24 protein-coding genes and 4 pseudogenes are annotated in these 23,913 nt (G+C 59.1%); 13 read left to right on the top strand and 15 right to left on the bottom strand.

What is annotated here, in order from left to right; all coding sequences use genetic code 11:
• Positions 1-70: 70 nt before the first annotated feature.
• The 3 genes from AC07XB_RS33885 to AC07XB_RS33875 form a co-directional block, all read right to left on the bottom strand.
• A complete protein-coding gene (locus AC07XB_RS33885; protein WP_492831605.1) occupies positions 71-538 on the bottom strand; it encodes an immunity 26/phosphotriesterase HocA family protein in 468 nt (155 codons plus the stop codon).
• 179 nt (positions 539-717) lie between these two features.
• The gene (locus tag AC07XB_RS33880) at positions 718-1,200 is read right to left on the bottom strand and encodes a PaaI family thioesterase (protein WP_492831607.1); all 483 of its coding nucleotides are present in this window, start codon (positions 1,198-1,200) and stop codon (positions 718-720) included.
• 506 nt (positions 1,201-1,706) lie between these two features.
• Positions 1,707-2,003 carry a hypothetical protein gene (locus tag AC07XB_RS33875; RefSeq protein WP_492831609.1) on the bottom strand — a complete coding sequence of 99 codons (297 nt, stop codon included), beginning with the start codon at positions 2,001-2,003 and terminating at the stop codon, positions 1,707-1,709.
• A gap of 145 nt (positions 2,004-2,148) precedes the next feature.
• Here AC07XB_RS33875 and imuA point away from each other — a divergent pair.
• Together imuA and AC07XB_RS33865 are read left to right on the top strand one after the other, a co-directional pair.
• Positions 2,149-2,853: pseudogene (imuA, locus tag AC07XB_RS33870) on the top strand (translesion DNA synthesis-associated protein ImuA).
• A gap of 238 nt (positions 2,854-3,091) precedes the next feature.
• Positions 3,092-3,279: pseudogene (locus AC07XB_RS33865) on the top strand (hypothetical protein); the annotation flags it as partial.
• 40 nt (positions 3,280-3,319) lie between these two features.
• On the opposite strand, the gene AC07XB_RS33860 reads toward AC07XB_RS33865, so the two are convergent.
• Complete coding sequence (locus AC07XB_RS33860) at positions 3,320-3,544, bottom strand: hypothetical protein (RefSeq protein WP_492831611.1); 225 nt, start codon at positions 3,542-3,544, stop codon at positions 3,320-3,322.
• Between the two features lie 427 nt (positions 3,545-3,971).
• Between AC07XB_RS33860 and AC07XB_RS33855 the strand changes: the two genes are divergently transcribed.
• From AC07XB_RS33855 to AC07XB_RS33845, 3 genes are all read left to right on the top strand, one after another.
• Entirely contained in the window at positions 3,972-5,321 is a 1,350-nt protein-coding gene (locus AC07XB_RS33855; protein WP_492831614.1) for an MFS transporter, read from the top strand.
• Between the two features lie 96 nt (positions 5,322-5,417).
• Entirely contained in the window at positions 5,418-6,299 is an 882-nt protein-coding gene (locus AC07XB_RS33850; RefSeq protein ID WP_492831616.1) for an alpha/beta hydrolase, read from the top strand.
• Entirely contained in the window at positions 6,296-6,688 is a 393-nt protein-coding gene (locus tag AC07XB_RS33845) for a RidA family protein (protein WP_492831618.1), read from the top strand. The genes AC07XB_RS33850 and AC07XB_RS33845 overlap by 4 nt, the downstream gene beginning before the upstream one ends.
• 22 nt (positions 6,689-6,710) lie before the next feature.
• Here the strand turns inward: AC07XB_RS33845 and AC07XB_RS33840 are convergent, their stop codons facing one another.
• Complete coding sequence (locus tag AC07XB_RS33840) at positions 6,711-7,421, bottom strand: FCD domain-containing protein (RefSeq protein WP_492831620.1); 711 nt, start codon at positions 7,419-7,421, stop codon at positions 6,711-6,713.
• 314 nt (positions 7,422-7,735) lie between these two features.
• Between AC07XB_RS33840 and AC07XB_RS33835 the strand changes: the two genes are divergently transcribed.
• From AC07XB_RS33835 to AC07XB_RS33815, 5 genes and pseudogenes are all read left to right on the top strand, one after another.
• Complete coding sequence (locus AC07XB_RS33835; protein ID WP_492831682.1) at positions 7,736-8,722, top strand: Bug family tripartite tricarboxylate transporter substrate binding protein; 987 nt, start codon at positions 7,736-7,738, stop codon at positions 8,720-8,722.
• Positions 8,723-8,938: 216 nt separating this feature from the next.
• On the top strand, positions 8,939-10,006 hold the full coding sequence (locus tag AC07XB_RS33830; protein ID WP_492831622.1) for a porin: 1,068 nt from the start codon (positions 8,939-8,941) through the stop codon (positions 10,004-10,006).
• Between the two features lie 141 nt (positions 10,007-10,147).
• The gene (locus AC07XB_RS33825; protein ID WP_494752818.1) at positions 10,148-10,492 is read left to right on the top strand and encodes an EthD domain-containing protein; all 345 of its coding nucleotides are present in this window, start codon (positions 10,148-10,150) and stop codon (positions 10,490-10,492) included.
• 39 nt (positions 10,493-10,531) lie between these two features.
• Positions 10,532-11,284 carry an SDR family NAD(P)-dependent oxidoreductase gene (locus AC07XB_RS33820; RefSeq protein ID WP_492831626.1) on the top strand — a complete coding sequence of 251 codons (753 nt, stop codon included), beginning with the start codon at positions 10,532-10,534 and terminating at the stop codon, positions 11,282-11,284.
• 341 nt (positions 11,285-11,625) lie between these two features.
• A pseudogene (locus AC07XB_RS33815) lies at positions 11,626-12,163 on the top strand (transposase); the annotation flags it as partial.
• Positions 12,164-12,188: 25 nt separating this feature from the next.
• On the opposite strand, the pseudogene AC07XB_RS33810 reads toward AC07XB_RS33815, so the two are convergent.
• Positions 12,189-12,980 (bottom strand): annotated as a pseudogene (locus AC07XB_RS33810) (IS630 family transposase).
• 354 nt (positions 12,981-13,334) lie between these two features.
• On the opposite strand from AC07XB_RS33810, the gene AC07XB_RS33805 reads away from it, so the two are divergent.
• Positions 13,335-14,309, top strand: coding sequence for a helix-turn-helix transcriptional regulator (locus AC07XB_RS33805; RefSeq protein ID WP_492831628.1), 975 nt, complete (start codon positions 13,335-13,337; stop codon positions 14,307-14,309).
• Between the two features lie 409 nt (positions 14,310-14,718).
• On the opposite strand, the gene AC07XB_RS33800 is transcribed toward AC07XB_RS33805, so the two are convergent.
• The 7 genes from AC07XB_RS33800 to AC07XB_RS33770 form a co-directional block, all read right to left on the bottom strand.
• Complete coding sequence (locus AC07XB_RS33800; protein ID WP_492831630.1) at positions 14,719-15,087, bottom strand: transposase; 369 nt, start codon at positions 15,085-15,087, stop codon at positions 14,719-14,721.
• 245 nt (positions 15,088-15,332) lie between these two features.
• Complete coding sequence (locus AC07XB_RS33795) at positions 15,333-17,510, bottom strand: sensor domain-containing protein (RefSeq protein ID WP_492831632.1); 2,178 nt, start codon at positions 17,508-17,510, stop codon at positions 15,333-15,335.
• Positions 17,511-17,994: 484 nt separating this feature from the next.
• Positions 17,995-18,804 carry a transcriptional regulator gene (locus AC07XB_RS33790; RefSeq protein ID WP_492831634.1) on the bottom strand — a complete coding sequence of 270 codons (810 nt, stop codon included), beginning with the start codon at positions 18,802-18,804 and terminating at the stop codon, positions 17,995-17,997.
• A gap of 1,252 nt (positions 18,805-20,056) precedes the next feature.
• A complete protein-coding gene (locus AC07XB_RS33785) occupies positions 20,057-20,299 on the bottom strand; it encodes a hypothetical protein (protein WP_492831636.1) in 243 nt (80 codons plus the stop codon).
• Between the two features lie 14 nt (positions 20,300-20,313).
• Positions 20,314-20,544: a hypothetical protein gene (locus tag AC07XB_RS33780; RefSeq protein WP_492831638.1), complete on the bottom strand. Its 231-nt coding sequence runs from the start codon at positions 20,542-20,544 to the stop codon at positions 20,314-20,316.
• 168 nt (positions 20,545-20,712) lie between these two features.
• Positions 20,713-21,087: a hypothetical protein gene (locus AC07XB_RS33775; protein WP_492831640.1), complete on the bottom strand. Its 375-nt coding sequence runs from the start codon at positions 21,085-21,087 to the stop codon at positions 20,713-20,715.
• An 85-nt stretch (positions 21,088-21,172) separates the two neighbouring features.
• Positions 21,173-21,322 carry a hypothetical protein gene (locus tag AC07XB_RS33770; RefSeq protein WP_492831642.1) on the bottom strand — a complete coding sequence of 50 codons (150 nt, stop codon included), beginning with the start codon at positions 21,320-21,322 and terminating at the stop codon, positions 21,173-21,175.
• A 312-nt stretch (positions 21,323-21,634) separates the two neighbouring features.
• Between AC07XB_RS33770 and AC07XB_RS33765 the strand changes: the two genes are divergently transcribed.
• A complete protein-coding gene (locus AC07XB_RS33765) occupies positions 21,635-21,949 on the top strand; it encodes a hypothetical protein (protein WP_492831644.1) in 315 nt (104 codons plus the stop codon).
• Positions 21,950-22,021: 72 nt separating this feature from the next.
• Positions 22,022-22,339 carry an H-NS histone family protein gene (locus AC07XB_RS33760; protein WP_492831646.1) on the top strand — a complete coding sequence of 106 codons (318 nt, stop codon included), beginning with the start codon at positions 22,022-22,024 and terminating at the stop codon, positions 22,337-22,339.
• A 56-nt stretch (positions 22,340-22,395) separates the two neighbouring features.
• On the opposite strand, the gene AC07XB_RS33755 is transcribed toward AC07XB_RS33760, so the two are convergent.
• Complete coding sequence (locus AC07XB_RS33755; protein ID WP_492831648.1) at positions 22,396-22,728, bottom strand: hypothetical protein; 333 nt, start codon at positions 22,726-22,728, stop codon at positions 22,396-22,398.
• A gap of 265 nt (positions 22,729-22,993) precedes the next feature.
• Positions 22,994-23,893 carry a LysR family transcriptional regulator gene (locus AC07XB_RS33750; RefSeq protein ID WP_492831650.1) on the bottom strand — a complete coding sequence of 300 codons (900 nt, stop codon included), beginning with the start codon at positions 23,891-23,893 and terminating at the stop codon, positions 22,994-22,996.
• Between the last annotated feature and the right edge of the window lie 20 nt (positions 23,894-23,913).

Genomic DNA, 23,913 nt, shown 5'->3' with positions numbered 1-23,913 from the left:
AATTTCTATAGGCGCATCGATTTATCTCTGTGATCCTTTCTATTATAACTTCGTTCTATCCATTCGATTACTATGCTGCCCGAAATATCTTCGTTAACAATAATTCGACTGCCCCGGCGCCCAAAATGGAGGCCCTTTCGTATCCAAAAATGCCGGGTTCGCAGCTCTCCTCGCCAATCTCAACACTGGGATCAGTGTCTGCATAGGAAACCAGCCAAGCCTTCTTAGAAAGCGGATCTTGCCTGATAAACTTCGTCACTGGCCATTTCTCTCGTTCCCAATTCGCGACAGCTGAAATAATCGGCCAATCTCCGTTCATTAAGGATAGATCGCCAAATCTCACGATTTTAATAGCATCCTGCGGCCTAAACTCAGGCAATTCGCTTTTAATCGGTACACTTTCATAAAATTTCGGGAAAAAATAACCAAATAAAACTCTTCCTTGCTTCGGCGCTCTTGCGACAACTCCCAAGGCGAATCCTCCTCCACGAAGAGAAACTGCGAAAATATCACCTTCTTTGTATGGTAACTTTTTCATTGACCTGTCCGCTGCAAGTAGTCCCGCGCTGCATCCATGTAAGTGTCCAATTTTCTATTCGTCGGACTGATCGGGTTAATCATATTCAACGGGGGGTTGTAGGTATTGTGCAGCATTTGTTCCAGGCCTCGCTGCTCGGCGTACACATCCGTGCATCCGTTCGGACCTCTCATGCGTTGTCACCTCTCGAGGATTAGACACGTGGTTGTCCCGTGGACCAGCAAGCGCCCATCGCCGTCAGTGACACGCCCCTCCGCGACGCCAACCCGGCGTCCGCAGTTGATCACGGTCCCCTCCGCCTTGATCGGACCGGTCTCTGGCGTGATCGGCCGGATGAACGAAATCTTGAATTCGAGGGTAGTTGAGCCAAAACCTTTCTCCAACGTCGATTGGATCGCGAGCCCCATGCAACTGTCGAGCAATGTGGCTGCGAGACCACCATGCACTGTTCCAGCCGGATTGAGGTGGCAGTCTGCTGGCGCTGCAGTAACCACAACGCGCCCGGGGTCCACCTCGGTGATGTCGTATCCCAAGGTTTGGGCGATCGTGTTGTGAGGCAGACTTCCTTGGGCAAGTCCCTTTACAAATTCTAGGCCGCTCATCTCCTTTTGCCTTTCGGCTGAAACGGTCCCGTAGGTCTTGGTGACAGTGCTACCCGGCATGTGTTTCTCCTGGTTGATCGCGAGTTCGACATCGCACTCTATTGTTCGCACCAGGACGCCGCTCGCCGAATTCGGACTTTATCAACAAGACACAGGGAGCTAACTGCGAGTTGTGTTGCGTTTGCCAACGGGTTGCCCTAGGCTGGCGCTTCGGCCGGCACCAAGTCTCCGCGCTACATTTATGGTCAGAGACGCCGCACGTATTGGCAACTCGCGAGGGTCACCCCATGGCAAATCTAGGCGCCTTTCCGTCGTCTGAGCGCAAGGCTTTCGCTGCCGCGTGCCGACGACACGGATTCATTGCGGCGGATTTTCACGTGCAGGATCGCCGGGCAGAGTGTGGCTACGCATGGTCAGCATCCTACGACCCGAGACTGGCGTGTCTCTGCAGTACGCCAACGGGCAAGGCAAGTGCTGGTCGGTGAAGTTCGAGGACGATCTCGAAGCAGACGCCTTCGGCCCGGCACCGGAGTGACATCACTTGCCCGCAACTGACCTGGGCCAGATCACGGTGCGGGAGTGCTCTTTAGCACCGAGACGATATGGCCCAGGGCAATCTCGACCTCGTCATCGAGGGCTACGTCGCCAAATATGGCCATCGGACTGCCGTCACGAGAAATGCCGAACACAACGGCTTTCCACACACCCGATGCCGCCGCCCCGGTCGTCAAGCGCAGATCGAACTCCACCGTCGCGTCGACGCGACTGCGCACTGCCACCAGGTCACCCACTGCCGGGCGAAGCGCACCGACGGCAACCACATCTCCCAACTCGCGCGCCCGGGCGAACTCTTCATCACTCATCTTTCGTCCTCAATGTCAGCGAGATCCACCCCGGGTGCTCGCATCAAAAGATATCAATAGACCATATTTTGGCTTTGTGTCAGAATTTTCCCGACCACTGTATAAATATACAGTAAACTGGATTTTAGCTTCTGAACACCCAACCATGGCCGCGCCCGACCTTGTCACCATTCATCCCGCCCTCTGGCGCGCCTCCCAGCTGGCGCGGGTAGCTGGCCGCACCGTGGCCACAGGCTATCCGGCTCTCGCGGCTGAGTTACCGGGCGGGGGCTGGCCAACCGGGACGCTGGTCGAATTCCTCATCCAGCAAACCGGGGTGGGCGAGTTGCGCCTGCTGCGCCCGGCGCTGCTGGCCGTCGCCAAGCGGCCAATCGCCCTGGTCCAGCCGCCGCACGCACCACAGGCCCTGGCCCTCGCCAACTGGGGCGTGCCGCCCGAGCAGTTGCTCTGAATCCGTGGCCCGCGCACGGCGGATGCGTTCTGGGCCACCGAGTAGCTGCTCCGCGCCGGTACCTGCGGCGCCTTGCTGTTCTGGCAGCAGCACATCCGCGATGACGCCTTGCGCTGGCTGCATCTGGCGGCGCAGTCGGGCGAGACGCTGTTCTGCCTGATCCGCCCGCTGGCCTGCACGCGTGACGCCTCGCCGGCGCCGCGGCGCATCGGCATCGCGCCGGCCGGCGGCGGCGTCGAACTCACCTTCATCAAGCGGCGCGGCCCGCAGCAGGACCGGCCTTTGCTGGTCCCGCTGACGCCGTCGCCGATTCTGCTTCACCGCCATGTTGCGCCTCTGGATCTGCTTGTGCCTGTCGTCTCTCCCGCTCGAAGTGTTCCGACCGAGCTGGTCCATTGAGCTGCCGGCGGCCGTGCTGGAGAGGGAACGGGTGCACACCGCGTCGTGCACCGCGACGCAGGCTGGCGTTCGCCTGCAGATGCGGCGCGGCGGCGTGCTGACGATGGCGCCGCAGACGCTGCTCTACGACCGTGCACCAGCGAAGGAAGCTGAGGCCCTGCGCGCGGTGGCCATGGCGTTGCTCCAGTTCTCGCCCAACGTCGTGGAAGCGGAAGAGGCTTCGGTGCTCATCGACGTCTCGGCCAACGTGATCATCTGGCGAGCGTGCTGGAGGCCTTCCGCAAGGAGGTGCTCGGCGCCACGCTGGTCGGAATCTACGGACAATGGCAGTGTGAGGGCGAGGTTCGGCATCTCGTGGCCCAGCACGTGGTCGACCTGTCACCGCTCCTGGGCCATCTGCAGACCGGTAGCCGAGATTTTTGTTGAGCACGGATCTCCTCGACCGTGTCGCATGGTTTTCGCATCCTTAAATTGGATCTCCCTTGAACGCGAGCTGCAAGGCCATGCGGGCAGCCGTCTCGGCGCGGTCCGCGTCGTCCTTGGCCGCCAGGCAGTCGGCCTCAGTCACGGCCGCATCGCCGTCGAGAAAACGCACGGCCAGCGCGCGATAGCGCGCGTTGACCTCGCGCAGCGTGTCGTATTCCGCCGGACAGATCTGGGCGATATGCAAGTCGAACAGGCTGGCACCCATGGTTTTCCTCAGTCCTTGTTACCTATGTTTCGATCGCTGCGCATCTCGGATTGCGCCGCGAGTGCCAGGACGATTTGGCGGCAGCGTTCGGCAACCGCATGACCAACAAAGCGAATACGTTGATTGGTTTAGTTGCGATCCTGCGGGCTGCTTGATGTAAGATACATTTTAATTTATAAATTTTGATGTGATTTGCATTGACTTAGATCATTTGTATTTGTACATTACGCGATGCAGGTGTGGGTAAGAGCTGTCCCGCAGTACTTGAATGCGTCGTACACGACATATCGAGCGCCGCTCTCAGCGAATGGGCCAAGCACACTGCGACCAAGCCGATTCAGACGGTATTGCCGCAGACGCCGGGCGCAGGAGCGCACAGCCGCTCAGCATTTGCGATGCATTTTGAGACTCATAGGATGGACACGTCATGGGACTTTTGGAAGCAGGCACAGCGTCGGCCGGCGTCGTGCGCGAGAGCACCGTTGAGCGCGAGACGATATCGCGGATCACGTGGCGGCTGGTGCCGCTAATTTTTGTCGGGTGGTTCGTTAACTACCTCGACCGGGCGAACATCGGGTTCGCTGCGTTGCAGATGAATCAGGAGTTGGGGATGGGGCCGGAAATGTTCGGCTTTGCAGCCGGAATTTTCTATCTGGGCTACATCGGCTTCGAGGTGCCGAGCAACATGATGATGCACCGCTTCGGTGCGAGGGCATGGCTGGCCCGCATCATGTTTACATGGGGGCTTGTGTCTGCGGGTACAGCGTTCGTTCAGACACCACAGCAACTCTATATGGCGCGGTTGCTGCTCGGTGTGGTCGAGGCAGGTTTCTTTCCGTCGGTGCTGTATTACCTCTCGCTGTGGTTCCCAAAACAGCATCTTGGGCGTGCCATCAGCCAAGTGTACTCGGCCAACATCGTGTCGCTGATCATCGGGGGTCCGCTTTCGGCGCTGTTGATCTCGCGCTTCCACGAGGCTGGCGGATTCTCGGGCTGGCGCTGGATGATGGTGATCGAGGGCGTGCCCGCCGTGGCACTGGGCGTAGTTGCCTGGTTCGTGCTGGTCAACAAGCCTGCTGACGCGCCATGGCTCACGACCGCGCAGCGCAATTGGCTAGTCGGCACCATGGAGCGCGAGCAAAGCGAGGCAGCACAAACCGGTACTGCAAGCTTTCGCAAGGCGATGCTTGCGCCAATGGTCTGGCTCATGGGCTTGCTGTATTTCTGCATCGGTATCGGATTCTTTGGCATCTCCACGTGGCTGCCTCAGGTTATCAAACAAATGAGCCAACTCTCGATCATTGAGATCGGTTTTGTGAGCGCGATTCCGTTCGTGCTTGGGGCTGCAGCGATGCTCTGCAACGCCCGACATTCAGATCGCACGATGGAGCGTCGCTGGCACTTGACTGTGGCACTGGTCGCCGGCGCGGTGGGCCTCGTGGGCGGCGGCGTGACCTGGGGCATGCCACTCGTGTCGTTCGCATTCATTTGTGTGGCGGCGGCGGGCATTGTGGGCTCGCTCAGTGTGTTCTGGACGATCCCGCCGACGTTCCTTGCGGGGCCGGGAGCCGCTGGCGGTATGGCGCTAATCAACAGCATTAGCGGACTTGCGGGGTTCTTCGCCCCATGGCTGGTGGGTGTCGCGCGCAGCCGGTCGCCAGATTTTTCGGTGGCGCTTTTCTGCCTGGCGGCGGGGGTAGCGATGGCAGCCTTGCTCGCGGCATTGTTGCCCTACGCCACGCCAAGGGATCGGGAAAGCGGCACGCATACCAACTGACAGCGTCAGGATTTGCATTCCGCCCGAAGATTGGGGGCGAGACAGGCGGACGTATGCTCTGCACGCCTGTCATACAAGGAATTGATAGGAGACAGCTTGAATACCGCAAAAGTTAAGTTTGAAGCCGCGCCGCCCGCGCAATTGCCGTTGCCGTCGATCGCAGCAATCGCATACGAGCGTACCGTGCTGGCATGGGCCGACGCACTGCCCGAACATGTAATTGCCAGGCGCGACCTGATGTACGGTCCCGATCCTCAGCATCGTTATGACGTGTTCACGACGAGCGGGACTTTTAGTGCGCCCGTGCTCGTGTTCTGGCATGGCGGGGGCTGGACCAATGGGTACAAAGAGTATGTATCGTTCCTGGCGCCCAAGGTGTTGGCCCTGGGCATGGTGTTGGTAGCACCGACCTACCGGCTGGCACCGTCCAACCGCCTGCCTGCCGCCTACAACGATGCGATGGCCTTGCTTGGCCACCTTCAGAACACGATCGCGGGGGATGGCGGCGACCCTGCCCGGCTATATCTGGCGGGTCATTCCGCAGGCGGCTCCATTGCGGCAATGACGGCATTGCGCGCACGCAGGCTATCGGCAGGTGGCATCGGCGATGCGGTGCGCGGTTGCCTGCCGATCAGCGGCATCATGGATCTGCATCATCCAGATCCAGCGCCTGGCAGCCTGGAGGAGCGCGTGTACTCCATGCTGCTGGAAGGCCCGGAGCAGGACGCTGTGATGAGCCCGCTGTGCTGGGCGACGGAAAACCGGGTACCAATGGTGCTTTCCTACGGCGAGCAGGACAGCGAACGGGTGATTCGCTCCAACCAGCGCCTTCACGCCTTGCTGGCTTGTCAGCCGGTCGCCGCCCAGTTTCACGTACACGAGGGCGAAGACCACTTCCTCACCCATACGGCTATGAAGGATTGCAGGCATCCGTGGTTCGCGCGGCTGGCCTCGTTGGTCCAGGAGACCTCGCGATGAAAACGGTAATCGAAACCGGCCTGCCTGTGCCCCGCCAGCCCTTCTCCTGGGCGATCGCGGCTTCGGGCGTGCTTTTTACAGCGCATGGCCCAGTACGCGAAGACGGCACCGTCGACACTGGCAACATCGCTCAGCAGGCACGACTGACCTTCAGTAACCTCCGAAAGGCGGTCGAGGCGGCCGGAGCGGACTTGTCCTGCGTCGCACAGATTCTCGTGACCTTGCTGGATGTCGACCATGTGCCAATCGTCGATGCTGTGTACCGCGAAATGATCCCGGTACCCTATCCGAACCGCTCCACCGTGATCGCCAAGGCGCTGGTGGTGCCTGGCATGCAGATCGAAATCGTAGCCTACGTCGCGCTGCCCCCGCAAGCGGGGGGAGCATGACGCCGTTCTTCGCGCACAGTGCTCACTCAGCGAAGCGGCTGCTCAACGCGTCTGCAGTGCGCATGAGGTGCTGACGCAGCAGGTCGCCCGCCTTCTTTGCATCACGCGCAAGCACGGCTTCCATGAGATCCAGGTGCTCTTGCAGGACATCGTGGGCCAGCTCCTTGGTCGAGCTTGGATAGGCCAGGCGGATACGGCGGTAGCGCTCGGAATGGTCGACCAGTTGTTCATCGATGCGCTGCAGCCACTTCGAGCTTGCGGCAGCCGTCAGTGCGCTGTGAAAGCGTTTGTGCGCAGTTTCCCACAGCTCCACGGTTGCCGTGTCTGCCCGGTCAGTCGGCAGGCGTGCCTTTGTCAGCTTGTAGTAGGCCGCCATAATGTTGGCGCCCCAGTCGTCGTCGCCGTGCGCAATGGCGTCATCCAGCAGTAGCACCTCGATGGCGATGCGCGCCTTCATCAAGTCGAGCAAGTCGCGCTTCGACAATGGCGAAACACTGAACCCGCGTTGCCCTTCATTGCTTACCAATCCCTCGCCACACAGCAGCATCAATGCCTCCCGAATCGGGCTAACGCCTAGTTCATAGCGTTGCTGCAGCGCCTGCAGGCGAAGCTTCTCGCCGGGTGCGAGGCTGCCGGCAATGATGTCGGCACGAACCAGGTGGTAGGCCCTTTCCGAAATGGTTTGCGCCGGTATGGCGTCGGAAAGCGGGATCTTGCGCAGGGAATCGTTCATCCGCGTGTAAGCAGTTTGGCGTGAGTCAGCGTGGCCCGGCACTTGTGCCGTAGTCAGATGTGAATTGTAGCAAACCTGTCTTTCCATAAATTACTGATAAGTATCGAAATTTTTCCCGATGCCGCAAATTCGAGGGTTAACGAGTACATTTCTTTGCAAAGGCCGAATTTATAATTTCCATGTCGTCACATTTAAAACATTGTTTCATATATGAAATGTGAGCGACAGGGAGGGCCAGAGGCGTATTTCCCAATCGCCGGGCGCCCACGCCATCGAAGTGCAGTGTTGCGGATACTTTCCAGAGGTTTGTGATGATGATTTTTGCAAGGCGCAAAGTACTGACGGCTCTTGCGGCGGTCGCTACCGCCCTGATTGCCGGTGCCTCCTGGGCTCAGGGCAGCTACCCGACCAAGACGGTCACGCTGGTCGTGGCCTACCCGGCCGGCGGCGACACCGATGTCCTGGCGCGGCTGTTCGCTGAGAAGCTAACCGCCCGGCTCAAGCAGCCGGTGGTCGTCGAGAACCGTACTGGCGCAGGTGGGACCATCGGGACCGCGTTTGTTGCCAGGGCCCAGCCCGACGGCTACACACTGCTGTTTGCGCCCAACACGATGGCCATCTCCCCGTTGGTGCTGAAAACCGGAACCGGCGCTACCTATGACCCGCAAAAGGATCTGACGCCGATTGCCAGGGTCGGCACGCAATCGCTGTTTGTCATCGTCAACAAGGAGGCGGGCGTTCGCAAGATGGACGAACTGGTGGCCCAGGCCAAGGCAGGCAAGCTTGCCATGTACGCAAGCCCCGGCAGTGGTTCACCCATGCATATCCTGGGCGAGCTGTTCAACAAGTCGGCAGGCGTGAAGATCGCACAGGTGCCATATCGTGGCAGCGCACCTGCTGTGGTGGACCTGCTTGGCGGGCAGGTGCCCATGATGTACTCGACGCTCGGTCCGGTTTCACAGTATTTCCCGACTGGCAAGCTGATGCCGTTGGCCGTGGCAGACGACAAGCGCTCGCCGTTCGCGCCCAATGTACCCACCCTGGCAGAGCTGGGCTACAAGGACGCCGTAGTCGGGGCGTGGCAAGCGGTGCTGGGCCCCAAGGGCATGGATCCCGAACTGGTGCGCGTGCTCAACGCCCACTGCAATGAAATTCTGAGCATGCCGGACGTGGTCGCCAAGATGGCTGCCATTGCCGTGACACCCACGGCCGGTGATCCTGCCACGCTTGGCAAGCTGATCTCCAACGACTACGGGCGCTACGCCAGGCTGGTCAAGGAGTTCGGCATCCAGGCCGACTGATCTTCGCTATCTCTCGCGGGTAGCCGCACTGACCACGTCAACGCGGCGGTACGCGCATGCCTGCGTGACGAATTTATATAGATGTCCACCACATACATTTCTTATGAAATTTCAATGCGGGCCATGCTGCCGGCTGTTGCGGAGCATTTCCGGTGTCGTGGTGCCGCCCCCGTCCGCGCAATTCAACAAAACAAGACAAATGGTTGGAGGTTCTGAATGAAACGAGCTTTGACGGCGATCCTTGCGCTGGGCGCAGTCGGTGCAGGGGGCATGGCAACCCAAGCCATGGCCCAGTCTTCCGGCATCAATCTGTATGGCGTCGCCGATATGGGCGTCGTTCACGAAAGCGGCGCGGCCGCGGGTACTGTCACCAAGGTGACCAGCGGCATGATGTCCGGCTCGCGCTTCGGCATGCGCGGACGTGAGGACCTCGGCGGTGGCACGGCTGCGTTCTTTACATTGGAGGCCGGTGTGCTGATGGATACCGGCGCATCAGGTCAGGGCGGCTTGCTCTTCGGCCGTCAGGCATACGTGGGGCTGGATGGCAATGTCGGGCGCCTGACGCTCGGGCGCCAATACACGACGCTGGCGTTGGCGCAGGTCGAGTACGATCCCTTTGTGACCGGCCTGGCCGGCACGTCCGCCAACCTGATTTCGGCGGGCGGACGCGGCGGGAGCAATCGCTTTGACAACGGCGTCAAATACAACCTGCCGAGCAAGCTGGGCGGCTTGGAGGGTGAGATCTCGTACGCCCTGGGAGAAGTGGCTGGCAGTGTCGCGACCAACAGTCAGTTTGGCGCATCCCTGGGCTATACAAAAGGGGATTTCTCGGGCCGTGTGGCCTATGCCGATGCTCAGGACGCGAATGGGCCGGGCAAGAATGCGCGTGAGGTCTTTCTCGGCGCCAAGTACGATTTCGGGCGGTTCACGGGCTATGCCAACTATGTATTCAACAGGGGCGCGATCGTGCCTGGCACGCCGAACTTCAAGTCGGAGGATCTCCTGATTGGCGCCTCGATTCCGATCGGCGCGGGCCGCATCGTCACGTCCTACATCTACAAGAATGACCGGACCGCAGCCAACAACGATGCGCAGCAGTTCGCCCTTGGCTACGTGCACAAGTTGTCCAAGCGCACCAGCCTCTACACTTCCTACGCGCATATCTGGAATCACGCGCCGAACACCGCGTCCTCCGGCTTCTACCGCGTGTGGAATGCGAATGACGTTGGCAACCCGGCCGCGGGCAATTCCGCGTTCAGCATCGGCATGAATCATATTTTCTGACCGCCGTCCTGCGAGAGTCCAAGCTCGCAGGCCTTTCGCCCGATGCGTGGGCATGTTGTCCACTTGTCGGGCTCTTTTCTAACCGACGACTTGCGTCGAAATTGCTGTACATCCGACGCTTGCCGCCTATTTGGGAAATAAGTGATGATTGTTCGCTGCGCCTATCTCGAAGGTTCGGTCAGCCCAGAGCACCGCGCCCGCTTCGACCAATTCGTGATCACTGAAATTGTGCCGCTTATGAAGCAGTTTCCGGGCGCGACATCCGTGCGCATGTTGCGTGCGGAAACGATCGAGGACGGCGGCCCATCCCTCTATATGACCTTCGAGACAATCTATCCTTCGGTTCAGATCATGAAGGACGCGTTTGCACAACCTATCAGGCGGGTCTTGCGGGAAAAGCTCAACGAGATCCTGCCCCTATTTGACGGAAGAATCTTTCACGTTACCCAGACGCTACTCACGGACGAGACGCTGACCGCGCCGTAGTGATCGCTAGCGCACCGCAAACTTCAAGGAGAGAGTGCAATGAACCAATCGAATCCGCAGGCTTCCACACGAGAAATCGCCTTTGTAACCGGCGGCGCCTCCGGCATTGGACGTGCCACCGTAGAGCGGCTGGCGCGCGATGGCTTTCGCGTTGCGATCATGGATCGTAACGCGACCGCAGTGAGCGAAACGGAGGCATCGCTTCGTGCGGCAGGCCTGGACGTGGTGGGCTACGCGCTGGACGTATGTGACCGCCAGGGAATCGCGCACGCGATGGAAACTGAGGGGCGTGTCGATGTGGTTGTTTGTGCTGCAGGTGTCTACAAGCCACGCACGTTCGATCAAGTCACTGAATCGGACTTTCGTCAGACACTGGAGGTAAACCTTATTGGCGTGTTCATTCCGGCCCAGGAGGGCGCGCGAAGGATGCGCGAAGGCGGGCGTATCGTAACTGTGTCCTCGCGTGGCGCATTGGGTGGTCTCGGTTTTCCCGACTATGTCGCGTCCAAAGCTGGGGTCATCGGGCTCACGCGCGCAATGGCCATGGAACTGCGAGTCAAGAAGATTGCAGTAAATTCGATTGCGCCCGGATTTACCGATACGCCGATGACGCGAACGATGCCGAGCGAGCAATATGCCGCAGCCGTTGCGCTGGAACCCAGTGGCGCGGCAGCCTCGCCGGACGATATCGCGAATGGGATCGCTTTCTTTGCGTCGCCGCATACCCGGTTTATCACCGGCCAGACACTCTTTGTAGACGGCGGCAAGTCGCTCGGTGGGCTGGGCATCTGAGTCCTTCTGGCTAAGGCCCGGCCTCGGGCTGGCCACCAAGCGTCCTGAGGATCAGGGATGGAAGCGGGCTCGTGCTGGAGGGGCGTGGCGCGCCATCCGTTGGCGAATTCAGCGACGGCCAACGCATACTTCGGGCTGGAAAGAGCCATCCGCAGAGGCGCGAACGAACTGCCGTTTCTAAACCAACCAACCTATGCGGCCGATCGTCGCAGCAGATGTGACAGACTGAAATGACCTCTGAAGAGACGATCGCCGCCCTCGCCTTGGATGACCGCTTGTGGCCTGAGAATTCAATCGGTCGATGCAACACACTAAGATCTGTGCGAGCGGGGGTGTTGCAAATGAAACAAAGACGGCGGATCTACTACACGGGAGTCCAGAAGGCGTTGATGTGGGAGCACTGGCAGAAAGGTGAAATGCTTTTTCAGATTGCCCGACTGTTCGATCGGAACCACTCGTCGGTGCAGGGGATTCTTGCGGAAGCAGGCGGAATACAGCCAGCACAACGACACCGCTCCAGGCTGGCGAGAGGAGATCTCGTGCTCGGTGGTTGCTGGCCAGTCGATCCGGTCAGTAGCTGCCCGGCTCGGGCGGGCTCCATCTACCATCAGCCGGGAGGTCAGGCGAAATGGCGGTGGTCAAGGCTATCGGGCGAGTCAGACCGACCAGCTTGCCTGGGAGCACGCCAGGCGGCCGAAGAGATGTAAGGCCGTCAGGAATCGGACACTCGCACAGGTTGTGGCAAGCAAGCTTCAGTTGCAGTGGTCGCCAGAGCAGATTGCTGGTTGGCTCAAGCACGCATATGCGGTCAACAAGGACTATCCGGTGTCGCACGAGACTATCTCTAGGAGCCTCTACATACAGGCCCGTGGTGCGCTTATTGAGACTTGCATAAATGCTGACATCACCACGACTCGGCCTGCTTCCAGCACGCGGCGATCATGTTGGCGCGTTGCTGTGCGCCGCGCAGCCGATTGCGGGCGGTCGTTTTGACCTCGGCGAGCGAGTGTGGGCAGAAGTTGGCCAGGGCATGGCGCTTGACCCGCGCCGTCGTAAAGGCGGAACAGGCAATTGTGATACAGATAACTCAGGCCCGCGATGGCCGAGACATGTTTCCAGTTGAAATGAAACTGGATGACCGGAGTTTGACCTTTCGGAGCCCAGGTGCGCACGCGCGTGTGTCGTTCCGAGAGCCCAGACTCGTCAATGAAGACGATCAGCCGTTGCTCCCGCGTACACTTTTTTTGAGCGCGGGCCAGGTCTTTTGCTTCCACGCCAGCACGGCGTCCTCGTCGCGTTCGATAGCGCGTCGGTCTGGGCGTTGGGGCGAGAAGCCGAGCGAATCCAGAATGCGCCAAACATGGGCCTCGTTGTATGACACCCCAAAGCGTTGCTCGATGAGTAGACGCACCCGTTTGAGCGTCGACAGTTCGGTGCCAAAGCCATGCTCGGTCGGGCGCTGCAGCAAGGCACAACACAACTGCTCGCGCTGGGCATCGCCGAGCAACGACAGCGGTCCACGGGCCATGGTGCTCAGCGCATCGATGCCGCCTTCGTCCAGTCGCGCCTTCCACATGTACGCTGTCTGCCAACCCACGCCCACTGCACCCGCAACCTCCACGACCGGCTTGTTCGCTAACAGCATCCGTCCAGCACGAACCCGCTTTCTGGTCGCATCGTCCATCGTCCCAGCCATGCAATCGACTCCTGATCGACGCCTTGATCAGATGACGCGTCAGACCCGAATCGGTTGTCATGATTTATAGTATAAAAATTGGGCGGCTCCATTTCGGTCCCCTCTTCATGGGGATAAAACCGTGAAGACCGGTTGGTAGCTGGAACAAATTGAAGTGTCTTAGAATTGACTTCATGCTTCCTTGATTTAGCGATAGGTAGGTTATCACGACATGGCTTCCTTCAAAAAGATGCAAATGCATCACCATTGATGTGCGCACTTCTAAGACTGGGAAGTGTTGCACGCACGACGGGACGTTAGGTTGATACCTATGAATCGAATTTCAAAGAAGTTAGATATTCTTCTTGGAGGAACATGAGCCAATTTGACGATCTAGTGATCGCTATCTATCGCGCCGCGCGTGACGTCCCCATGACAGAATTCCAGGACATAGCTCTTACATTTGTTAATTCTGTTATAGCCTTCGACTCGGGCCGGTGGGGGTCAAGTGGCATCGATGAAAACGGGATAGATTTTCGTGTCGCGCGTTTGTACAATGATGATCCGGAATCCATCGAGGCATATCGACAAATAGAGTCCCCCGACGCACCTGGGCTGTTTGCGGCTACTCACTTAGGGAGGGCCCATAATTTTCACCTATCCGAGTGCTTTCGCGCCCGCGATGAAAGGGACTGGCTTGAATTCGCGCGGCGCTTTCACCACGAACAGGGCATGCTTACGGCCATACGGAACGCGAGAACGACTCTCGTCGACTCTGTGTCCCTGTATCGTGCTCATGCAGCGCGACCATTCTCGGAGCGAGAGAGGCTTTTGTGTCAGCGGTTGGTTCCACACCTGGTAGAAGCGCAAGCCATTAATCGCACGTTGTACGCGGCTCAGTGGGGTCTGGAGAGCGGTGGCGGCATGGTACGTGCCACCGCGATTGCCGACCGCAAGGGCGTGGTACATGTTGCAGAGTCCGGTTTTTTCTCTCTGCTGCAATGTGAATGGCCGGAATGGAACGGTCCTATCTTGCCGGGCATAGTACGCCAGAGACTGTTGGAGGAAACCTACGAGACTTTCGCTGGGCGTGCCATCATCCTCAGCCGGCGAGCGTTCGATGAACTAGTTCTTCTACGAGTACGGCCGCGTTCGGGGGTCGATGATCTGACGAAGCGTGAACTAGAGGTGGCGCAGCAGATCGCTGCAGGACTCAGCTACAAGGAAATCGCCCAGGTTATGAACATTGCCCCAGCGACAGTACGCAACCATATCCAGGCAATACATGGTCGGCTCCAAGTTCGCAACAATGCGGAGCTGGCGGCGCAACTAACGGCAGCGGGCTATTGACGCCCCCTCTGCTACCAATCCACCCTATAAGGAGCCTCGCCTTTTTACAAGATTGGTTTGTGGTGGGTTTCGAGGTGTGGTGAGGGGAGCGTTTCCTTGGGTGGGAGGGACGAGTTGGCATGAAGCGGCGGGAGAGACCGCACACCTATAATCGGCCTTGGTGGACGGAGTCACTGCACGTCCGGGCCCGGTTAGTAACCGCGCAGCTGGACTCCATCCAAGATGCGGCGAATATCCGTGATGTGGCGCCTGGTGGATTGCCGAGTTCGCCTGATGCCGGTCTGACCTGTCGCTATCGTTGCCTATTGCGTCCTGATGGTTGGATGTAATTGCAGGAAGTGTCGCGCTCACCTGGCCGCGCTCGGGCGGGCATGGGCGGGATCGAATTTTCCCCTTTCGCGAGGATGGCCTAAAGTATGCGGGCGTGCTTGTTGGCTATTGCAACCAACGTCTTGTAATAGCCGAGGCGGGCCTGCAGTTGGACAATCCAGTGCGAGAGCCGGTCGTTACGTCGGGGCGAGGGATGGAGTGCAGCACGAGCGCCAAGGAAGAGCAGCATGCGCGGATACTCGTTGCCCTGCTTCGTGATGCGGCCCAGGCGCTGCTTTCCGCCGCTGCTCTTCTGTCTGGGCACAGTGCCTAGCCAAGCCGCCATCTGCCGGCCGTTTTTGAACTGCCGGGCATCGACGATGGTGGCGACGGTGGCGGACGCGGTAGGCGGCATGCAGATGCGGCTTATGACGAGGCGGTCGAGGCTTGCTGCGATCGGCTCGCACACGATGGGTACGTGTTGCGATCAATGCTAGGGTGTCGATCAGCGCAGCTTTAGCCCAGCGCAGGCCGTGCAGGGCAGCAGGCAGGACATCTCGGACGCCGCTTTCAGCATTTTCTCGTCGATCCACATCGGCGCGTCAACTCTTGTGATCAAGCCCGCGTTGTACTTTGCCTAGTTCCTGACACGGTAGATCCCCTTGGGCTCACGCGACTTGTAGTGATCCTTGCGTATCTTCTCCGCCCGCCTGACTATCGATGAAGCAACCAGGCTTCGAACTCAACGACAGGGAGGGGCCGAGCGAGAAGAAAGCCCTGTATGACATGGCAGCCATTCTCATAGAGGAAACGTCGTTGGAATTCCGTCTCCACCCCTTCGGCAATCACGGTGAGACGCAGGCTTTCTCCAAGGCGGATGATGGCCGAGGCCAATGTCCTCGCACGCGGGCCCTCTCCCAGCATCCGCACGAAGCTCTGATCCACCTTGAGTTCATCGAGCGGGAGGTTGCCTAAATGGCTGAGGCTGGAGTAGCCAGTTCCAAAATCATCCAACGCCAGTTTTACTCCCAGCGCATGAATCGTCTCCAACATCGCCTTGGTCTGGGCGCTGTTGTCCAGCATGACGCCTTCCGTGATCTCCAGCTTGAGATCGCCGGGATTGAGGCCGTGAGTCCGGAGCGCGTCACCGATGACATTCGCCAATTGCGAGTTACGGAACTGCAGAGGAGACAAATTAATCGACAGCGATGGGATCTCAATCCCCCGTCGGCGCCAATCGGCCATTTGCGCGCAGGCCTCGGCGATCACCCAGAAGCCAATGGCATCGATCAGCCCGCACTCCTCGGCCAATGGTATGAAACGATTTGGCGCGATATCACCATGTTTCGGGTGATGCCATCGAACCAGCGCTTCGACACCGTGAAGCGTGTTCCCAGTGAGCCTGACCTGTGGCTGGTAGTGGAGTTGCAACTGGTGTTCATTGAGCGCCTCGCACAACGCAGTTTCCAATACCAGTCGTTCCTGGGCGCGCTGGTTCAAGTCGTGGCTGAAGAAATAGAATTTACCCCGCCCGGAGGCCTTGGCCTGATACATCGCCATGTCGGCATGCTTGAACAGCGAATCGATATCCTCCCCATCATGAGGAAACATGCTGATACCTATACTGGCAGACGGGGCAATGCTCAAACCGTTGATCTGTACCGGCTCCGAGACCGACTCGAGGACGCTCTCTACTTCTACACAGGCGCGTTCGGCGTTGCAGTCCGGCAGGGCGATGACGAACTCGTCTCCTCCTAGCCGGCCGACGATGCGACCATTCCGTCCTCGCCTCTCCAGGCGCCTGGCGATAGTGCATAGGAGCTGATCCCCGACGGGATGCCCAAGCGAGTCGTTGATATGTTTGAAGCGATCCAGATCGAGGAACAAGAATGCAATCTGAGCGCCATTCTGTATGCCATCGGCAATTGCCTGATTGACCTTCTCGCGCAGTAGCCATCGATTGGGAAGCCCGGTGAGTTCGTCGTACAGGGCGAGCCGTAGGATACGTGCGTTGGCCTCCTCCCTTTCCAGAGCCAAGGCACACAGATGAACGCAAGCAGTGACGATGCGCTGTTGGAACGAGGTCGGGCCCACCTCCGTCCGATAGTAGAAGGCAAAGGTTCCCACCACCTTGCCATTGCGTGACTTGATTGGCGTTGACCAGCAGCCTTTGAAACCGAGCGGCAATATCAGCGCTTGATAGTCGGCCCACAGTGGATCTGTCGCGATGTCGGTGACAACGACCTCTTCACCACGGTAGGCCGCCGTGCCGCAGGATCCCGCGAGAGGGCCAATCGCCATCCCATTCAGTGCTTGCGTATAAGACTCGGGCAGGCTGGGAGCAGCAAGCGGCCGAATACGGCCTTCGAGATCGACGCGAAGCACCGTAGCAATGACGTCGGGTGCCATGCGTTCGACTTGCACGCAGATGCTTTCCATCACATCCAGAATGGGCAAGGCACCGGCTACGGCGGCGAGGGTCTTCTCTTGGAGCAACTGCAGCTGCTTGCTTTCAGAGATGTCGGACAACACCACGATGGTTTGCTTGCATTGTTCCTGCACATCGGGAATCGGATTGACGGTGACGGACATCCAGATTGCATTGCCATTCCTTCCATACAACAGCACTTCTTCGGTGTGTTCAGAACCTAAAACTCCCCATGTGCTCGCACGAGCGAGGCTAGCTCGGTCCGTTTTTGTTCCGGCCAGTAACTCGCTAAACGAAAGACCTTTCGTTTCCGCCAATTCATAACCCAGCAATCTAGTAAAGGTTGGGTTGACAAAAATTATCTGCCGGCGGTCATCGATGATGATGATGGCGCTTCTGAGGTTATTTGCAACGAGGCGAAGCAGGTTCCGTCCTTTGCGGACATGGAAGTCTTCCATTTTCATGGTAGGAGCATCTCGTGACTTGGCTATTGCGCTGAGTTGTCGATGTTGACGCAAACAAGCGCGTCGAGCGATTGATGAGGATCACAATGGAACTCCCGGACATATATAGGCTCGGTGATACTCTCTGTCCGATCAGTTTGACTCTCCTTCCGCTTTCATGGTGCGGTAGATGGTGTCTAAGTTGGCGCTTCAATGAATCATGCTCCCAAGTTCGCTTAGGCACACCCGCCTCGCGGGACATCATGCGTGATAACACGCTGACTTTTCGCTCGCATTATGGGCGCCGTCGCTATCGTCGGAGGCTTCTTTCCCGCCCGGGGGGAGACGCTTCCGCCCCTGTTGGCCCACTAGCGGTTACCTCTCCCCTGATTCACGCCACCAGCCTGTGTCTGTCGGAGGTGGCCGTCACCACCGACCATTGGAGTGGGTCAGCCTAGCTCCTTCCGGCTCCGAGGTCCGTATCGACGGCTCGGCGGTCTGGCGGCTAGCTCGGCTCCAACGCCAACCGTATTCCGCCGCCGTTGGCTGTATGACTCTCAAAGTCACTCCGCTCAACCTTCGCTCCGAGCCACTTTCCGAACGCGTCGAGTTGTACGTTAGAAGTTAATCCCGAACTACCAGCCATAGCGGGGCAGATGACCCAGGTCGTACTGTCCCTCACGAAGACGCGCAAAGGCGTTACCAGATCCGCCGGTCGCAACTGTTGGTCTTCGCCCGCCACTTCGTCGAGCATAAAAGCTCGCCGGAAATCCTCGGTATAACGATGGCCAAAGCAAACGACAACCTTTGGCCGCCAGCGCGCACAGATCCATGCTAGGAATCGAAACCGCGCTCCCTGACGACACAAATCCAGATAGCGCTGCTTGGGCACCAGCGCAGGCTGCCCTCGAAATACTTGGGACCAAGAAGTCAAGCCCGCGAGATTCAGTGGCATCGGGAAAAGGCTCAGTTTAAACTCGGCCCCGTTAGGCGCGTAAAGCCGATTCCAATAGTATGATTGCCAATCATTCTCACCTAGTGGAATCCCCAACGCATCCGCCCGAGCCGCAGTCATGATTCGGGCGACGCGCTGATGCATCAGCCACTTTTCCATTTCGTCCCGATGCTGCAGACGAAACTCCGCATCCCACGCGGGTGGCATCATTTTCGGCTGTAGCGGCGTTACGAGACGTTCAAATGAGGAATTCCGGCTGGGATCGCAGAACCAGATTGGCGCCTCTGGATTTCCCCCATCCATCCCTACATATGACCCAAAATAATCGTCCAATTCTTGGTGCGTGAGCACTGATGCCATTCCAATTATATATTTTATATAAAAATCTTATTCACGAAAATATTCATATTAAATTTTCATATTTTGTAATCCGAAAAAAGAAAATGATGCCGTCGAACTCTACCCACTCGTTGGGTGGGGATTGTTCAACCAAATGACGGCTTGACGGGTGGGTCTCTCCCTCCCATATAGCGATAAAAAGGGTATCACAACACGGCTTCATTCAAAATGATGCAAATGCATTACCACGTGCGCGCACATCATGAGATGCCTAGGTTGATACGCAACCATATCCAGGCAATACATGGTCGGCTTCAGGCTCGCACCAACGTGGAGTTGGCAGCACAACTGGCGGCAGCGGGCTATTGACGACCCCCGTGCCCGCCAGTCCTGGCGGCAATAGGATAGCAATCCATAAGATAAGGAGAGCAAATAGCAAAACAATGCCGGGCGTCGTCCTGATAATTCCCCTCCCGCGATGGGTAGCGATAGGCCTAGCTAGACTACAAACTTCGAAGGAAGACTGATCCATTTCGTTTTTGTAGCTTTCGGGAGTCCTAGTTCCCAAAGGGTGTGGTGAGCCCCGTGCTGCACCCTTTTCTTTCTTCCCGATATGGATGAAAATAATCCGCTTTCCCCAAGCAAAGTCAACGTGACGCCACAGAACCAGCCGGTTCGAATTTCGCTAGAGGAATTGAGAGCGTTCGCTGCACTTCTAACTGATGGGTCTTTGCTTAAACATGCGACTATGCGAGTGATCGCGGAACAAGAGGCCAATCGGCGCAAGCGGGAGGCCAAAGCGATTGAGTTGCTAAAGCGGACGGATTGAGCTGCGAGGCCCGAGTACGCTTGGTTGAGTTCCGCCACGATGAGGCTGCCGCCGAACGCACACGCAGCACGGCCATACTCCAAACTGCGCCGTCACCATGGGTTCAGAGTCCAAGCACCTGAGCCCGGCTGGTAAGTCACCAGCCAAGCTCTTGCTGGCCAAGTAAGGCACCGTGGGGAGATGGGATAAACCATGACTCGATCTCCCGCGCGGGAGCCAAGCGGGCTGCTTCTTCCGAAATGATGCAATCTCTTCCTATCGCGATCCTTATACAGAGTCATGCGTCCCCGCTGTGTCTACGGATCGCAATCCAGCCAGGTTGCAGGTCTGCGAGGTCGCTATGGTGGAGCTTTATCCCAGCGTTCTCGGCCTGCAGGAACGCGTCAACCAGATGCACGGGGACGTGATGAGTAATGGCCCTTCTTTCAGGCCGGGGCGAGACGCTCACGTCGGCTTCTCCGATGGCGCAGGCTCGATGAGGAAATTGGCGGCGGCGTAGCTCGCGTTGCAGTCCCAGACTTCCTTTCCGTCGCGGAAGAAAGTGCACCAGCGGCCGTCGCTGACACAGCGCGCCCGCGGAAACACGTCCTCGTGGCCATTTACTTTGGCCAGCATGTGGCTGGTCTCCCGGCATTTGGCCAAATACTCGCCGGCAACCAATGGCTCGGGCATCGCCTTTCGGACCACGTGATTCTCCTCCTTTAGAGCTGATCGGCCAGGGTCTTTAACGCCAGACGGAAGGCCGCACGGGCGGCGGTCTCGGCACGGTCCGCGTCATCCTTGGCCGCCAGGCAGTCGGCCTCGGTCACGGTGGCATCGCCATCGAGAAAGCGCACGGCCAGCGCGCGGTAGCGGGCGTTGGCCCCGCGCAGCGCGGCGTACTCATCCGGACAGGTCTCGGCGACGTGTAGGTCAAACAGGCGGGCGTTCATGAAAGTCCTCGTTTGGTATCCGGCTGCGCGGACAGCCAGTCCGCGATGGCTGCTTGTGCTTCGTGCGGAGACCAGCTCATACCCTAGACGTAGACCGCATCGGCGCCGTCGTTTCGCGATTTCGCACCGGGCCCTTTTGTACCCTGAAACCGTCATGCTGATAACGCATCAATTATCAGCATGGATGACTGTGACAAGAATGCCGCCCGCGTTGCGGCAGCGAGCAGCGCCGCAACCCCACTTGGCGACTGCCTCGGTCTGACGCTCGAACAGCGCGATCTTGTCGGCCACCCGCTGCCGCAACGCGGGCGCTTCAAGCGGCATCACGACTAACGCGCTGTTGTTATTGTCAGACGAGGCGCACAGCCTAATGCGGTCGACATTGCCAGCGCGGTCGCTTTGGACGCGAAGGATGCACGTGCCCGTCGCGGGTCGCCAGTCGACCGTCCGCAGAAAATAAGAGCGGCCCTCGCCCCGTTCGGCGGGATCGGTCCGCAGATCGAAATGCGACGTCACGAATAGGTGGAGCTCGTCTATGGTCATCGTATATTGAGAAAATTCAGGGCTTGGGCCGTTTCGTTCAGCGCCGGCGTGCGTTGTGGCCAGTGCCGCTATTCTTAGATCCTGGCTATCTACGCCGGGCGGCCAATAAGAGATCGACGCCGAATGCAAGCGCCGCTAGCACAGCGCCGCAGATGGCCAGCCCCGTTTCGCCTTTCTGGCCGGCAAAAACTGCACCCGCCACGGCAATCCAGCAAAGCATTTTGAGAATCATCAATTCTTGGTTCTCCGGCTGCCGGCCGGTGCGGGGCGCTTGGTGCGCGCCTAGATGCCCCAGGCAGGGGCGTTTTCTCTTGCGGCCTACTCCGCGCCCGTTTCTCGGTCGATCTTCTTGCGGACGTCGTTAAACGCCTCACCTTGCTGAGGGTAACTCGGTCGTGTTGCCAGATGGTTGATTATGCCGTCGCAGAGCTATCCAATAGAGTGGATCAGTTCGACGTGGCATCGCCCGTCGGGGGGGATCAAGCAGCGTCGAAACGCTGTTATCCTTAGGCCAGATTCATCCGCCCCCCATTTGCGCGAGTTGCAGATGATAAAAGCCACCCTTAATCTTCCAAGCAGAGCCCGTTGGGCCGCTGCAAGCGCTGCAATTCTGGTGGTGATCGCTGTTCATAACATAGCCACCGACGGCGAGCGAGACCAGCCGGTGGCCGACCACGAGGCCACTGCCGCCGGCAACTGGTATTTGGTCGTCGTGCCAACTGAACCCGACGCACTCCCGAAGCCTGATTATTTTTTCTTTAGCAGTCAGGCGGAGTGCGAGGAGCGCTGGCGAGAACTAAAGCAAAAGAAGACGGTTGTGGTTGCATCGGCCTGCAAGATCACCACGATGAGGCAGATTTAGTAGCGGCTTCAGTCCCGGTCGCGCGAATGCTGAAAATCCTGTAGGCTTAATCCTTTCCAACGGAGAGCCAACGTGGCGACATACAAGCAACTATTGGCCGAGAAAGGGAAAATCGAGGCTCAGATCGCGGAAGCCCACGCGACCGAAGTCGCCGGCGTGATCGAGCAGATCCGTGTACTTATGGCCGAATATGAACTCACTGCCGACGATCTGGCACCGAAGCGCCGTCGCGGCAGACCGGCATTGAGCGAGAAAGCCGTTGCCACCCCGAAAGCTGAATTGCCCCCGAAGTACCTGGACCCAAAAACAGGTGCCACCTGGTCGGGCCGTGGGCGCGCCCCGGCGTGGCTCGGCAAGAATCGGGATAAGTTTCTGATCCCTGAGGCCTGAGAGCAAGCACTGCAGCCGGCGGCGTACCCCTCTACATCTCGACGGCTGCGCTGCCCTTAGAGCCGGAATCTGATGTTTGGATTGACATCGATCGAGCCAACATTCCAGACGTAGGTCTTGCTGAACAGTCCTGGCGTGCCTGAGGCATTGTGGGAGATAACTTGGGCATTGGATGGCAAGCGAACCTCGAACTTGCCATCCACCCTGATGCCGAGATCTCTAAGACCAGCCTTATCCTTCTCCTGTAGGACCGTCGGCGCAATTGTGTAGACGCCCTCCTTGTCCTTCATGACCGAGATCACCTTCAGAACAGGCGCGGATTCCCCCACACGCAAATCTCGCTCGATCGCCAGGTCGTAGCGACCAGCGCCAAGATAGCTGGCCTTCAAGGCTGGTTAGCCGAGGGGGGCGTCAAATGTCCCGTCCGGCGCGCTTGGCGTTGCGCGCCCCGACAAGCGAGGCCTCGCTGCGCATTGCCTACTCGGGAATTGGCACCTGCGTCATGTTTCGTGCGGCCCCGCGTATCGCGCTGGTGAGGCACTCGCGCTTGCCTGCGAGGTCGACTTTCCCCGCTCGCGAATCTCAACTGCGCCGCTGGGAACCGTCACAGACGCGGCTTGCCATGTTACCGGAACCCGCCTTCACCTCCCCGCCTCAGTGCCGCGCCGCCACGTTCTGGCGCTGGTACGAAGCCAGCGTCAGCCGCATGGCATCGCGCACGGCCGCGACCGAGCGGTTGTCGTCATCACCTTTGCGGGTCACCAGCGACATGGTCAGCACCGGCGCCGCCCGGCCCAGCCGCACCAGCCGCACCGGGTAGTTCTGCACCAGCGTCGGATCTGGCCCCTGCAGGATCGACACACCCAGCCCGGCACTGACCATCGCCACGATCGCCGGCGCACTGTCGAATTCCAGCGTGCCGCGGATTTCGGACACGTGGGTATGCACGTACTGCGCCGCCATCGCCCCTGACACCGTATTGCGGTCGTAGCGGATCCAATCGTACAGCCGGAACAGCGAGGCCGCGTTGGTCTCGGTCGCTCCGGGCGGCGCGATCAGCACCAGTTCGCGCCGCATCATCGGCGTCCAGCGCAGCCGCGCCGAGCCGCCGGCTGCCGGCTGCGCCACCAGCGCCGCATCGATATCCCCTGCCTTGACCGATGCCGTCAGCGTGCTGCTGCGGCCGCGCACCAGGCGCAGCTCCAGCTTGGGATGACGCTCGCGCACATAGCGCACGATGCCGGGCAGCACGATCGGCTGCAGCGACTCGATCACCCCTAGCCGCACCACTCCCTCCACCGCCAGCCCGCTGCCGGCACGCAGCGCCTCCAGGTTCTGCAGCGCCTGGCGCATGGTGGTGGCGACCTCGTGCGCGAGCTGGTTGGGACGCGCCTGCAGCCCGGAGCGATCGAACAGCGGCTTGCCCAGGTATTGCTCGAGCTGCTTCATCTGCATGCTGACGGCGCTGGCCGTGACGTTGGCCTGGCGCGCGGCGCTGGCGAAGGTGCCGGTCTGCAGCACGCCTTCGAGCGTATGGAAAGTCTCAATCTTCATCAAAAACTCTTATGAAGTAA

The sequence above is a fragment of the Cupriavidus sp. GW821-FHT02F09 genome, assembly GCF_059421605.1.
Note: the sequence above shows the minus strand (reverse complement) of the source record. Positions and strands in the feature narration are given on the sequence as shown.